The sequence below is a fragment of the Streptomyces zinciresistens K42 genome (genome assembly GCF_000225525.1).
Classification (GTDB): domain Bacteria; phylum Actinomycetota; class Actinomycetes; order Streptomycetales; family Streptomycetaceae; genus Streptomyces; species Streptomyces zinciresistens.
Map to the genome: position 1 here is coordinate 1 of NZ_AGBF01000178.1, position 14155 is coordinate 14155.

At 76.7% G+C, this 14155-nt stretch carries 6 protein-coding genes; 5 read left to right on the forward strand and 1 reads right to left on the reverse strand.

Translation table 11 applies throughout. The annotated features are described in order from the left end of the window. Positions 1-69 precede the first annotated feature (69 nt). Positions 70-1776, forward strand: a complete 1707-nt coding sequence (locus SZN_RS29770) for a bifunctional 3'-5' exonuclease/DNA polymerase (RefSeq protein WP_007502277.1) — start codon at positions 70-72, stop codon at positions 1774-1776. 81 nt (positions 1777-1857) lie between these two features. Here SZN_RS29770 and SZN_RS29775 read toward each other — a convergent pair whose 3' ends face one another. Next, positions 1858-3234 carry a YyaL domain-containing protein gene (locus tag SZN_RS29775; RefSeq protein WP_007502279.1) on the reverse strand — a complete coding sequence of 459 codons (1377 nt, stop codon included), beginning with the start codon at positions 3232-3234 and terminating at the stop codon, positions 1858-1860. Positions 3235-3939: 705 nt separating this feature from the next. On the opposite strand from SZN_RS29775, the gene SZN_RS29780 reads away from it, so the two are divergent. The 4 genes from SZN_RS29780 to SZN_RS41645 form a co-directional block, all read left to right on the forward strand. Further along, the gene (locus SZN_RS29780) at positions 3940-4806 is read left to right on the forward strand and encodes a DUF4132 domain-containing protein (protein WP_007502282.1); all 867 of its coding nucleotides are present in this window, start codon (positions 3940-3942) and stop codon (positions 4804-4806) included. Continuing rightward, on the forward strand, positions 4803-9755 hold the full coding sequence (locus tag SZN_RS29785; RefSeq protein ID WP_007502283.1) for a hypothetical protein: 4953 nt from the start codon (positions 4803-4805) through the stop codon (positions 9753-9755). Before SZN_RS29780 ends, SZN_RS29785 begins: the two co-directional genes overlap by 4 nt. A gap of 301 nt (positions 9756-10056) precedes the next feature. Beyond that, positions 10057-11217: an ATP-binding protein gene (locus SZN_RS29790; protein ID WP_007502284.1), complete on the forward strand. Its 1161-nt coding sequence runs from the start codon at positions 10057-10059 to the stop codon at positions 11215-11217. Continuing rightward, on the forward strand, positions 11214-14155 hold a 2942-nt coding region (locus tag SZN_RS41645; RefSeq protein ID WP_007502285.1), incomplete at its 3' end, for a DUF5682 family protein. The genes SZN_RS29790 and SZN_RS41645, both read left to right, overlap by 4 nt.

Sequence of the window (14155 nt, forward strand, 5' to 3'; positions counted from 1 at the left end):
GGGTGAGGCCGCGGCCGCCGGCACCCTCGTGCCGGCGCCGATGTCAGACCCGGGTGCCACACTCGCGGCATGGCCGACCGCTGGGCGCTCGCTCCGGCCGAGGACGGTGGCGTGGAGGTCGCCCCCCTCGGTCCGGACGGGCTGCTCGCGGGCCCGGTGCGCCGGGAGCCCGATCCGGCGGCGGCCGTGCGCGCCCGGCCGGAGGCCGCGCGCTGGGTGTGGCGCTCCACCGCCGAGATCTATCCCCGCCTGCTCGCCGCGGGGGTGCGCGTGGAGCGGTGCTACGACGTCGAGGACGCCGAGACCCTGCTCCTCGGCCACGAGGGGCGGCACGGCCGCCCGCGTTCGGCCGCCGCCGCCCTCGCACGGCTGCGCGGCGCGGCCGAACCGCCCGATCCGCCCCAGCGGGCGGCCGAACCCGGCTCGCAGTCCCCGCTGTTCGAGCCGCAGGCGGTCCGTCTGCCGCTCACCGACCTCGCCGAGGTCCACGCCGACCAGCAGCGGCGGCACGAGCGGACCGCCCACCCCGGGCGGATGCGGCTGCTGACCGCCGCCGAGTCGGCCGGGATGCTGGTCGCCGCCGAGATGAACCGCGCCGGGCTGCCCTGGAGCGCCGAGGTGCACCGCGGGGTCCTTCGCGAACTGCTCGGCGAGCGGTACGCGGGCGGCGGCGAGCCCCGGCGGCTGGCCGAGCTGGCCGACGAGGTGTCGGCGGCCTTCGGGCGGCGGGTGCGGCCCGATCTGCCCGCCGATGTGATCAGGGCGTTCGCGCGGGCCGGCGTCAAGGTCCGCTCCACCCGGCGCTGGGAGATCGAGACCGTCGACCACCCGGCGGTCGAGCCCTTGATCGAGTACAAGAAGCTGTACCGGATCTGGGTCGCCCACGGCTGGTCGTGGCTCCAGGACTGGGTGCGCGACGGACGGTTCCGGCCGGAGTTCCTCGCGGGCGGCACGGTCACCGGACGGTGGGTCACCAACGGCGGGGGCGGACTCCAGATCCCCAAGGTCATCCGGCGGGCGGTGGTCGCCGACCCGGGCTGGCGGCTCGTGGTCGCCGACGCCGACCAGATGGAGCCGCGCGTCCTCGCCGCGATCTCCCGGGACCCGGGGCTGATGGAGGTGGCCGGGCGGGCGGACGACCTCTACCAGTCCGTCTCCGACCGCGCCTTCTCCGGCGACCGCGCCCAGGCCAAGCTCGCGGTCCTGGGCGCCATCTACGGCCAGACCTCCGGGGACGGGCTGAAGAACCTCGCCGCGCTCCGCCGCCGCTTCCCGCGGGCCGTGGCCTACGTCGACGACGCGGCGCGCGCCGGTGAGGAGGGCCGGCTGGTGCGGACCTGGCTGGGGCGCACGTCCCCGCCCGCCGCGGGCGCGGGCGACGACAGCGCCGAGGAGGCGGGCATCCCGGCCCCCGACGGCGTGCCGGACGAGCGGGCCGAGAGCGCCGGGCCGCCGGAGTGGGTGCCCGGCTACGCCTCCACCGACGCCCGCGCCCGGGGCCGCTTCGCCCGCAACTTCGTCGTCCAGGGCAGCGCCGCCGACTGGGCGCTGCTGCTGCTCGCCGCGCTGCGCCGGTCCTGCGCGGACCTGGCGGCGGAACTGGTCTTCTTCCAGCACGACGAGGTGATCGTGCACTGTCCGCAGGAGGAGGCCGGGGCCGTGGTCGCGGCGATCGGGGAGGCGGCGGCGCTGGCCGGCCGGCTGACGTTCGGTGAGACACCGGTCAGGTTCCCGTTCACCACGGCGGTGGTGCGGTGCTACGCGGACGCGAAGTGACCGGCGGGGCGTCCGGCCGCACGGGCCACGGCGGCGGCCCCCGGGTGGGGGGCCGCCGCCGGGTGCCCGTGCGCCGGGCCGTCAGGCGCGCAGCGGATTGGAGCGCTCGGCCGCCATCAGGTACCAGGCCGTGGCCCCCACATGCCGGTACGGGTAGTACCCGAACCCGAACCCGGTGTCGATCGGGCTGCTCGCCGAGACGATGCCCGACCGCCCCGGCAGCGCCCGGCCGCCGATCGTCTGCCCGCCGCCGAGCTGGTCCTGGGCCCGTTCCAGGGAGTCCATCAGCCGGCGTGCCCGCGTCTCGTCGCCCCGCGCGTGCCGCTTGCGCAGCGCGAGCGCGAGATGGGCCGTCCCCTCGAACCAGACCCCGTTGCGGTCGGGCTTCGGCTGGGACTCCGCGATGGGCGCGTCCTCGTTCGCGAGGAGGCTCACGGAGCTGAAGGTGACACCCTCGTACGACTGCCCCGCCGGGACCGTGCTGTTGGTGCGCCCGGCGTGGTCGAGGACGGCCAGCTCGCGCGCGGCCCAGTCCAGCGAGCGGGCGTGGGCGCGGGAGTCGAGGGCGAGGAGGGTCCAGGTCTGGGCGTCCTCGGGGATCGGCGAGGTGTTGACGGTCACCCCGTCGTTGGAGCCGGTGTAGAAGAAGCCGCCGTCCGGCTCCCACATCCGCTCGACGAAGGCCCGCGCACGGGCGCGGCGTGCCGACCAGACCCGGTCCCCGGTGAGCCGGGCGAGCCGCCCGAAGAGGCTGACGAGGTCGGTGTTGTGCTCGACGGAGGTGAAGGGCAGCTTCGTCCCGGCGCCGTCGACGCCGAACTTGTACCCGCCGAGCGGTTCGTCGGTCCGCGCGTTGCGCTCGATCCACTCCCCGATGCGCACGGCACCGTCCCGGAAGCGGCGCTTCCCGGTCCGTGCGGCCAGGTCGGCGAGCGCGATCCCGGCCCAGGCCATGTCCCCGACGGCGGTCCCGGTGAAGCCGAACTGCGTCCCGACGTTGGCGCTGCCGTCGGCGCGCACGAACCCGTCCGGCTGGAGCGAGCCGTCGTAGAACGTGTACGGGCCGACGTTGTACGCCTGCCGCAGCCGGCCGTCGTCATGGGCGGGGTCGTGCGTCTGGGCGTAGAGGAGGGCGTCGCCGAGCGCCGTGGCGCGGGCGCGCGCGTCCGGCGTGCCGACGGCGAGCAGCGCGAGGATCGCGAGGCCGTTGTCGTAGGTGAAGGCGGTGCTGAACAGGCCCGCCTGGTCGGTGTAGCTCTGGGCGAGCCGGACGGTGCCCTGGGCCGGGTAGGCGTCCATGGCGGCGGCGACGAAGGCCGTGGCCCGGCGCTGCGCGGAGTCCGTCCCCGCTCGGGCGACTCCCGCGCCGGTCGCGGTGAGCACAGCCGCACCGAGCCCGGCGCCGAGGAGCGTGCGGCGGCTGAACGCCGGGTTCTGTCTGCCGGTCATGCCGTTCATGGGTCTCCCTCACCGTTTTGAGAGCGCTCTCAGGATGCGCGCTCATTCTGCTGGGGCGCGGGGGGCGGGTCAACGCTTGTGCGGGAGGCGGGGGTTGGGGGCGGGGGGGCGACTCGGGGGCGGGGCCGGCACCTGGGCCCTTCGTCCCGCGCGGCCCTCGCCGAGAGCCCCGGCGTCCCGCTGATCACCGGCGACGCCAGGAGCGAGCGCGGCGGGGCGGCACGGTGCGCGACCGGGGTCTTCGAGGCGTCCGCCACCCGACCCCCGCCGGCACCGACGCCCCACCCCTCGCACGGGCCTGGCCCGCCGCACCGGCCTGCTCGTGGCCGCCCGCAGGCCGGGCCGCACCGGCCCCTTCCGGGACAGGCCCGTGCAGCACGGGTACGAGGAGACGTTCCTGCCCGTCGACGCCCAGCACCACGAGGCCCCCGGCTGCGGCGATCCAGCGCCGTCGAGCGCGGAGACGGACGGGGCCGCTGACACGGAGCCGCCTCGCGGCGCGGGGTGATCGCCGGCAGCGCCGGCCCGGCCGACGGGCCCGGTGGCCTTCCGCGGGGACGTCCGCCACCAGCGCAGGCGTCCCCTCGCGGCACCCGAAGGACCGAATGTCAGTGGCTGGTACTAGCGTTCACGCCACGCTACGGCGAAACCGGGACCAGTCCGGTTCAAGTGTGCTGCCGTGGGGACGGCGGAGGGTGGGGACCAGTGGGTTGGCTGTCAGCGGGTGACGGGTACGAAGTCGCCCTGGTGGAGGGCCGGGTGGCCGCGCGGGCCACCGCGGGGCGGGCGGCGGGGCGGCAGTTGAAGTCGCTGCCGAAGGCGGTGCGCGAGCACCCCGAGGTCGACCGGCTGCGCCGGCTGGCCGAATGGCTGGATCGGCACGCCGCGGCGTGCGTGACGCAGGTGGACACCTGGATGGTCTCGTCGTTGCCGGTGCCCACCGGGCTGCTGGCCCGGGTGTGGCCGGACGAGGCGTGGCAGTCGGCGCTGCGGGACCTGGTGGTCGTCGGCGAGGACCCGCAGGAGCCGGGCTTCCTGCGGGACGCCACGGACGGCGGTGAGCTGCGGCTGGTGAACCTCGACGGCGAGACGGTCCGGCTGTCGCCGGCGACGGTGACACTGCCGCACCCGGTGCTGCTGCCCGATCTGGAGGACCTGCGCGAGTTCGCGGCGGAGCTGGGGGTGACGCAGCGCGTGGAGCAGATCCACCGGGCCACCTGGCTCAGGCCGGAGGGCCTCGCGGAGAAGGCCACCGAGGTACGGGAGTTCGCGGGCGGGTCGTACGACTCGCGGTTCGCGCTGGCCGCGCGGGCCACGGCGCTGGGCTACCGGGTCTCCGGCGGCTACGCGTCCTGCCGGGTGCGGGACGCCGGGCGCGGCGTCGAGGCGTCGGTGTGGATCGGTGAGCCCTACTGGGACGGGGACACCGAGACCGGTGCGCTGAGCTGGAGCGACGAGAACGGACGCACGTTGCGGGCCGTCGAGGTGGGCCCGGTGGCCTGGTCCGAGGGAATGCGCATGGCCGCGGCGCTGCACGCCGGCCGCACGGTCGAGGAGGGCAGGACCGCATGAGTGACACGGGGAATGTTTCGTCGGAAGCCGCCGAACTGCTGGCGAGCGGCGCGGTGCTGCCGCCGGGCACGGAGGAGGCCGGGGAGCGGGCGGTGGCGCTGACCGCGCGCGCGTACCGGCATCCGGGGCTGGACGACCGGGTGGTCGTGCGGCTGGTCGCCGCCGAACTGGGCGCGGCCGAGGACCTGGCCGCCGGTTTCCTCGGCCTGCTGCCGGACGGCGAACCGGCCGAGGTCGGTCTCGGTCTGCGGCAGTCGCTGGGCTTCCCGGAGTGGGTGCTGGTGCACCACCCGGCGGACGGCCACCACGCCCTGGGCGTCGTACCGGAGCTGGACCGGATCGCGCGGCAGGCCAGGACCAAGCCGAAGGCGGCGCTGGACGCCCTGCTGGTGCTCGCCGGGGAACTCGCCGCCGCCGTACCGCACTTCCTGCCGGTGTTCTACGAGCAGGCGGGGCGGGTGTTCCTGGGGGTGGAGAACCCCACGTACGCCGCGCAGATGTTCACCAGGGCGCGCAAGGCCGAGACCGAGCACGGGCTGACGGTCGACGAGGAGCGGCTGGACGCGGTGTTCCTGGAGTTCGCCCTGGCCGGGGCGCTTCCGGTGAAGGTGCTGTCGGGGTACGCGAAGGAACTGGCCGCGCGGGTGCCTGCGCCGGAGGCGTTCAGCCGGTTCCGGCGGCTGTGCGTACGGCGTACGGCGGGCGGGCTCCAGCCTGCCGCGACGATGGCGGCCGACCTGCGCAAGCTGGCGAAGGCCGCGGACCTGGACCCGGTGGCGGAGGAGGGGGCGTACCTGGCCGAACTGCTCACGCTGCCCGCCACGCTGCGGGCCGCGGCCGGCTGGTGGAAGGCGCACGGTCCGGCGCTGGCGGCGCTGGCCGGGCGGGAGCCCGCGATCCGCGGCACGCTGCTGGACATGATGCCCGCGAACGACGACAGGGCGCTGCCGGGCCTGTGGCTGGAGCTGCTGGAGAAGTCCGGCGCCACCGCCGGGCTGTGCGACGCCGCGCTGCCGGAGGAGGAGCGCCCGGCGGACGGCGCCGCGGGCTGGTTCGAGCGGTTCCTGAAGTTCCGCAGCAGCGGGTGGTACCAGCGCGAGCCCCTGCCGCTGCTGTACACGCTGGTGGAGCGGATGGCCGGCCGGCTGCGCGCCGAACTCGCCGCGTCCGGCGGGACGGTGGCGGTCACGGACAGCGATGTGGACCTGCTGGACCTGCTGCTGTCCCTGGGCGTGCCGGTCGCCGACCCCGCCGAGAACACCTGTCTGCAACTGGAGCGGTGGGCGAAGCACGAGGACCGGCGTGACCTCGTCGCGCTGGAGGCCGACGCCCGGTTCAGGACCGCGTTCCGGCGGGGCGCCGACCGGTTCAGCAACGACCAGGACGGTCTGCGGGCCCTGCGGGTACTGGCCGCCTCCCCCGGCGGACGCCCGATGCTGACGGAGTGGGTGCGCGGGGTCGTCACCCGCTTCTCCGCCGTGGGCCTGCCGCAGCTGCCGGCCGCGATGGGATGGTTGTCGTGGCTGCCGGGCGGGACCCTGGCCCTCGCGGAGGAGGAGGCGCGCGCCGCCGCCGGGACCGACCTCGCGCCGGCCCTCGCCCGGACGCTGCGGGCGGGCCTCTTCGACGAACTGTCCTGGCCCGCCTGGGAGGAGGCCGCCGCCGCCCTCGTACCGGCGAAGGACATCGACGACCTCGGGGTCGCCGACGCCTGGCCGCATCTGATCACCTCGGGCGCCTCGCAGGTCCGGGTGCTCGGCAGCGAGGGCACCGTCCTCACCCACGACCTGCGGATACCGGCCGGCGACCGGTACGGCGAGCCGGGCTGCCACTACGTCGACGGCGAACTGTTCGTCTACTGGAACTCCCGTGCCGCGAACGGCGGACTGCGCGGCTACTGGCAGCACTCCGCCGACCGACCGCGGCCGATCGAGGGCTCCGGCACCCGGGGCACCCGGGTGAACTGGCTCGGCGACCTCGGCGACGTCACCCTTCCGCTGCCCGGCGGGGGCCGGGCCACCGGCACCGGCGTGCTGCACCGCGGCGACAGCGCCGTGCCCGGCGAGCGGACCCTGATCAGCGACGGCACCTCGCTGTGGGTGTGGGGCTGGGACGGGGAGGACCGCGCCACCGCCGGCTGGTACGAGTACGACCCGGCCACCGGTGAACAGGGCCGGCGGAGCCTGCCCGACTTCCTCGCGGACGCGACCCGCACCGCCCCGGCGGGGAGCACCTTCCGCTCCGGCTGGGTGCTGCCCGCGCCGTCGGCCGAGGCCGGTCCGGGCGGCACCCCGGTGGGCGGGCTGCTCGGCTGGCGCGTGGTGACGCTGCCCGACGGCTCGCTGCGCGGCGAGGACCTGGCGGGGAACACCGTCACCGTGGCGGCGGACGCCGGACTGCCGAAGCGCGCGCTGCTGTTCCCCGGGAGCGACCGGCCGCTGGCCGTCGTCCCGAGCAGCTACGCCGTCAGCCTCATCGACCCGGACGGCGTCGTCACGGCCGAGGCCAAGACCGACAACCGGCCCGGGGAGTTCGCGGCGGGCACCCTGGTGCTGCCGCCGCTGCGCTACTGGCACTGCCTGCGCCCCCGCGACCCGCAGGGCTCCCTGGCGCTGCGCGGGCTCGGTCTCGACACCGCGGCGGCGCTGCTGGCGTCCGCCGCCGAGGAGGCGAGGCGGGAGAAGGCCAACGCGGCGGACAAGGCCGCCGCGGTGGATCCCCTGGCGCTGCCCGCGCTGGTGCGTGAGCTGCTGCCGCAGGTCAGCCATGACGCGCTGGTGACGGGCATCGCCGCGGTGGTGCGGTTCGCGGCCCGCCAGCAGGTCGCGCTGGACGCGGTGGCGGAGCGGCTCGACGGCGAACTGGCGGGCGTGCAGCCGGAGGCGGGGCTGATCGGCCCCTCCGACCAGCTGGTCGACGAGGCACTCGCCGGGCTCGGCGTCATCCGGTCCTGGTACCACACCGACCACACCGACCACGCCTTCCGGCAGCTGCACTTCGTCGGTCAGGCGCTGCGGGACACCACCGGGCCGGACCCGGCGGTCCGACTGCACCTCGACGGGCCGGCACTGCCCTGGGAGCGGCTGTACTGGACGTCCCTCGTGGACCTGCCCGCCACGACGGCGTTCCGGGCGGCGTCCGCCGTCACCGGAGAGGAGCACCGGGACACGCTCGGGGAGATCCTGCGCGAGCTGGACACCCAGGGCCTGGCGGCCCTCGCGGCGGACCGGTGGCGCCGCTTCGAGCTGCGGCTCGACCACAGCCTGCTGACGGCGGCCGACGGCCGGCTGCGCCCCACGGGCGCGGCGGCCCTGCTCGGCCTGGGCGCGGGCGCGTTCCTGGCCTTCGTGGACAGCCGCCAGGACACCGGAAGCTGCGAATTCACGGCGCTCTTCCACGACCCGGCCGGACTCTTCGAGGTTCCCGCGCCCTACACCGTGGTGTCCTCGGCGCCGTTCGGCACGGCCCGGGAGGCGGGCTGGCTGGGCGCGTTCCTGGCCGAGCTGGCCGCGCGCGGTCCGGCGCCCTGGTTCCCGGAGGCCGCCGAGGAGTTCGCGCGGCTCACCGGGGTCACCGGGACGACGGCCCGGCTGATCGTGGCCGGTATGCCGCGGATCGACACCTGGGAGCGGTCGTTCCTGCCGGCCGAGGCACGCGGCGTGATCGGGGTGAAGGTCGCCGACGCCGCCCTGGCCAAGGACGAACTGCGCGAACTCGACCACGAGGTCCGGCGTGCCGTCGTGGCGGCGCTGCTGCCCGCCGAACCGGCCCGGCTGTGGACGGACGGTCCCGACGCGGGCGCCGCCGCCGAGGTCTGGAACGCCCGGGTGGGCAGGCGGGCCGCGGTCCCCGAGGCACTGCTCATGGAGGCGATCCGCGCGGTGCGGACCCCGTGGGCGCCGAGCCACTGCCTGCCCGCGCTGCTCGACCCGGCCGCCGATCCGCGGTTGAGCCGGGATCTGGACTGGGAGGTCAGCGGCGACCGGGTCGCCCCGGCCGACCAGGGCGCCACCGGCTTCACCGCCGCCACGCTGCTCAGCGCCGTCACCCTGTCCGCCTGGCTCGCCCACCGGCTCCCGGCCGGCGACCCGGTCCGGGCGGCGCTGCCCGCGGCCCTGACCGCCGTGCGCCGGCGGCTGGCCCACCCCGGGCTGATGCTGGACCTCGACCAGTACGTCGGTCTGCCCGACTTCCGCAAGGTGGCCGGCGCCCCCAGCGAGACCGCCGAGGGCTACGAGCGCTACGGCGCCGTCGTCATGGCCACCGCGGACGACCAGCCCTCCCCCGCCATCCGTACGGCACTGCTGGACTCGGCCGGGCACGACCCGTACCTGGCCGTCCTGCACACCCACGACCAGCGGCCGTTCCCGGCGGTGACGGCGCTGCGCACCGCCCACGACCCGGGCTTCGCGGCCCTGCTCGCCGACCCCGGCGACCCGTTGGCGGGCGAGCGGGACAAGGCGGGCACGTGGTGGCCGCAGGACCCCGCGCGGTCGGTGCCCGACCTGGTCGGCGAGGTGGCGAAGGAGTACGGCATCGGCGAGGACGCGGCCGTGGTGTACCTGATGCTGCTGGCGATGCCCGACCCCACCGACCGCAACACCGCGCGGTGGTCCGGCTGGCCGTCGCGCCGGGGCGGCACCGCCCGGCTCAAGGCGGCCCGCGCCGAACTGGCCGCCACCGACCTGGTCATCGAGGCGGGCCGGGCGCGTGCCGGGCGTTCGCTGTTCCTGCCCGGCGGCTGGGTGGACACCCGGTCCCCCCAACTGCCGCTGGAGCAGTGGAAGCTGCCGCTGTACGGCATGACCGACGCCGAGCACGCGCCGCTCGGTGTGATCGTGCCGACCGAGCCCGTCGCCGACGTCTACCGCCGGGCCTGGCAGCGGATCGGGGAAGGCGACGGCCCGCGCTTCCAGGAGCTCAAGGTCAAGCGCGGCCGACGCCGCTGAACCCGGGGGTCCACGGGGTGCGGCGGCGGACTCCCCGGCGCCGCGCCCCGGCCCCTCGGCACCTCCGTACCCCGCGCCGCGGCACCCCGGTACCTCCCGCACCCCGGCGCCTCCCGCACACCGACCCCTCCCGGCCCCGTCCCCCGGTGACGCGACTCCGCGATCCGCGCACCGCACACCCCGTAGACCACGCGTAGAGCACTCGTAGAGCACGCAGAGAGCACCCGTGGAGCACTCGCCAGAGCGCTCGCGGAGCACCCGTCGAACACTCGTAGAGCACCTGTAGAGCACAAGGAACCCCATGACCCTGACGGATCAGGCGAACGCCGTTCCGGCCCGGCAGACACTGCCGGCCGAGGAGCGCTTCGCCACCGAACTCGCCTTCCTCGCCGCCCACGACGACGGCCCGCGCCCGCCCCGCTGGGCGCTGACCCCGCGCGCCGTGGTCACCTTCGTCTGCGGCAGCGCGGGCGAGACCCTGCACCTGCCGAAGCCGCACGCCTCGCTGCCCGAGCGGCTGGTGATCACCCCCAAGTTCGTCGGCGAACGCGCCCTGGTGGAACGCTGCGTGGTCACCCTCGCCGGTGAGCGCGGCCTGCTGCTGGTCGGCGAGCCCGGCACCGCCAAGTCGATGCTCTCCGAGCTGCTGGCCGCCGCGGTCTGCGGCACCAGCGCCCTCACCGTGCAGGGCACCGCGGGCACGACGGAGGACGCCTTCCGCTACGGCTGGAACTACGCCCTGCTCCTGGCCCAGGGCCCCACCCCGCAGGCCCTCGTCGCCTCCCCGGTGCTCACCGCCATGCGCGAGGGGCGGGTGGCCCGGATCGAGGAGGTCACCCGCTGTCTGCCCGAGGTGCAGGACGCGCTGGTGTCGATCCTGTCCGACCGGCGGCTGAGCGTGCCCGAACTCGCGGGCACGCAGGACGCGTCGGTGCCGGCCGCCGCCGGTTTCAGCGTCATCGCGACCGCCAACCTCCGCGACCGGGGCGTCTCTGAGATGTCGGCCGCCCTCAAGCGGCGCTTCAACTTCGAGACCGTCCACCCGATCGCCGACGCCGACGCGGAGACCGCCCTGGTACGCGGCCAGGCCACCGCGGCCGTGCAGCGGGCCGGCGCCGCCTTCGCCGTGGACGACTCCGTGCTGGACGCGCTGGTCACCGTCTTCCGCGACCTGCGCTCCGGCCGCTCGGCGGAGGGCTGGGACGTCGAACGGCCCGGCACGGTGATGTCCACCGCCGAGGCCGTGCAGGTCACCGCCTCGCTCGGACTGGCCGCCGCCTACCTGCCCGCCGGAGACATCCTCGACCTGGTCCCCGGGCACCTCCTCGGTGTGGTCCGCAAGGACGACCCCGCCGACCACGCGCGGCTGCTCGGCTACTGGGACGGTCCCGTCCGCCGCCGCGCCGAGGACGGCTCCGCGATGTGGCGCCGCCTCTGGGACCTGCGGGAGAACCTGCGTTGACGAACGACGACCCCCGGGAGGCCGTCGCCGGGCTCGCCGCCTCCGTCAGCCCGTACCTCATCGGCGTACGCCATCACAGCCCCGCGCTCGCCGTCGTCGTACCGGACCTGCTCGACGCCGCGGGCGCCGAGGTGGTCTGCGTCGAACTGCCCGCCGACTTCCAGCCCTGGCTGCCCCACCTCGCCGACCCGCGCGTCCTGGCGCCGGTGGCCCTCGCAGGCGCCGGACGGGACGGGGGACTCGCCTTCTACCCGTTCGCCGACTTCTCGCCGGAACTCGCCGCGATCCGCTGGGCGCGGGAGCGGGGCGCGCAGGTGCTCTGCTGCGACCTGCCGCTGTCCGACCCCGGCTGGTCCGCGCCCGCGGGAGCGGACCCGTCGCAGGACGCGGGCCGGGCCGACGGCCCGTCCGGCTCCGGTGCGCACTCCGGTGACGGTGGCCGCTGCGGCCCGGACGGTGACGGTGGCGGTCCCGGCGGCAGCGGAGAGGCCGGTGCGGACGGCGGGGACGGCGGGGACGGCGGGGGCGGCGGGGGCGCCACCGCCTTCGCCGACGCCCTCACGGCCTCCGGCTCCGGCCGCGACGGCGACGACCTGTGGGACCGGGCCGTCGAGGTGCTCGCCCCCGGGTGCACTCCCGAGGCGGTACGCCGCGCCGCCCTGGGCGTCGGCTGGGCCCTGCGCCAGGACTCGGCGTCCTCCGGCGCGGTCCCGGCAGGCGACCTCGCCCGCGAGGCCCACATGCGCCGCGTGCTGGCCGGGGCCGCCGCCGGCGGCCGCCGGGTCGCCGCGGTGATCGGCGCCTTCCACGCCCCTGCCCTGGTGAGCCCGCCGACGACGGCGGACCCCTCGCCAACGGCGGCACCGGAGGCGACGGAACCCGGACCGACCGGACCGGACGCCCACACCACCACCCCGGCGCCCGACGCGGTCCGCCCCGCCCCGCCCCAGGCCGACGCGAGCGCGGCCCGCGCCGTCGAACCCGGCCCGGTCTACGGCGGGTCGCCGGCCGGGGACGCCCACCCGGCACCGGTCACCTCGCTGGTCCCGTACGCCTTCGACCTGCTGGACTCGCGTTCCGGCTACCCCGCGGGCATCCGCGACCCGCGCTGGCAGCAGGCCGTGCTCACGGCCGGCGCCGATCCCGGCCGGCTGCACGACGCCGCCGCCCGCGCGATCACCGACCTGTGCCGTGAGCTGCGCGCGGCCGGGCACACCGCGGGCACGGGCGAGGCCGCCGAGACCCTGCGGCTGGCGTGCGACCTCGCGCGGCTGCGCGGCCTGCCCGCGCCCGGACGGGGGGAACTGCTGGAGGCGGTCACCACCGTGCTGGGCCAGGGCGAGCCGCTCGGCCGGGGCCGTGCCCTGGCGCGGGCCCTCGAAGTGGTGCTGGTCGGGACCGACAGGGGCCGTATCGCCCCCGGGACACCCCGATCGGGGCTGGGCCCCTCGGTGGAGGCGGAGCTGGCCGCGCTGCGGCTGCCGCACCCGGACGACCCCGGCCCCCGCGAACTGCGGCTCGACCCGCTGCGGTCCCCGCTCGACGGCAGGAGGGAGATCCTGCTCCAGCGCCTGCAGGTGTGCGGGGCGGGCTACGGCGAACCGGTCGCGGTGGCCGGAACGGGAGACGGGGCCGCGCTGACCACCCGCTGGCGGCTCGCCTGGACCCCGTCCGTCCCCGCACGGCTCGACCTGGCGGGCGTGCGCGGCGTCGACGCCGCCCAGGCAGCCGCCGGAACCCTGCGCGAGAACCACCGCCGGGCGGCGGCGGAAGGCGGGATCACCTGCGCGCGGCTCCTCGACGGACTGCGGGACGCGGCACGCTGCGACCTCCCCGGGCTCGTCGCCGAACGCCTCGCCGAGGCAGCCGCCGTACTCCCCTCGGCCGCCACCCTCCCGGAGCTGCTGGACTCCCTCGACCTGCTGGAGGCGCTGCGGCGGGGCCATCTGCCCGGCACCACGCCGGACGGGCGCGAACAGGCCGCCGAACTGGCCGTCACCCTGCTCGAAGCCGCCGTACGGGCGCTTCCCGGGCTGGCCGGCAGCGACCAGCCGCAGGACGCCGCGGCGCTGGTCGCCCTGGCGGGCCGGGTCGGCGAACACCGCCTCGGACTGCGGATGGACGACGTCCTGGGCACCCTCGCGCGCACCGGCTCCCCGCTCCTCCAGGGCGCCGCCCTGGCGGCCAGGGTCCTGCTCGACCTCGACGGCGCGGACGCCCTCGGCACCCGGGCCGCCGGCTGGATCGACACCGCCACCGGCCCGGAGGAACGCCATCGCCTGACCCGCCTCCTCACCGGACTGCTCAGTGCCGCCGGACCCCTGCTCCAGTCGGCCCCGGCGGCCCTCGACCCGCTCCTGGAGCGCATCGACACCCTCACCGACGAGGGCTTCCTCGCCCGGCTGCCGGCACTGCGCGGCGGCTTCGACAGCCTCTCCCCCGCCGCCCGCGACCGCATGCTGCACGCGGTGACGGAGCGCCTGGGCGACCGGCTCGACCTGTCCCTGGCCGCCCCGCCCGAGCTGATCGCCCTGTGGACCGCCGCCGACACCGCCGGGCTCGCCGCGCTGAACGCCCTGCGCACGCCGTTCCCGTACGTCATGAGCGGCGTACCGGACGCACCCGACGCACCCGACGCACCCGGCATACCCGGCACGCCCGACGGCCGCGCCCGTCAGGCGGACCACGAGACGCCGGACGCACCCGCAGACGTGAGCGAACCGGCGCGGTCGTCCGCGACCGACCGGGCAGCCGGGGCCGACGGGGCCGATCGAGCGGACGGGACCGCGGGGGCGCCGCCCTCGCGCACCGGTCCGGACGCCGCGGAACCGTCCGCGGACGGAGCCTCCGCGCACGCCGCGCCGGTCCTCGGACGACCGGCGGCCGGGGCGGGGGTCACGCCGCCCACGGCCCCGCCCACCGCCGTGGACGCGGCCCT

What these genes read in the sequence shown, in the direction of transcription:
- SZN_RS29785 (WP_007502283.1), top strand. Translation starts at nt 4,803, where the DNA reads ATGAGTGACACGGGGAATGTTTCGTCGGAAGCCGCCGAACTGCTGGCG.
- SZN_RS29775 (WP_007502279.1), bottom strand. Translation starts at nt 3,234, where the DNA reads ATGAACGGCATGACCGGCAGACAGAACCCGGCGTTCAGCCGCCGCACG.
- SZN_RS29790 (WP_007502284.1), top strand. Translation starts at nt 10,057, where the DNA reads ATGACCCTGACGGATCAGGCGAACGCCGTTCCGGCCCGGCAGACACTG.
- SZN_RS29770 (WP_007502277.1), top strand. Translation starts at nt 70, where the DNA reads ATGGCCGACCGCTGGGCGCTCGCTCCGGCCGAGGACGGTGGCGTGGAG.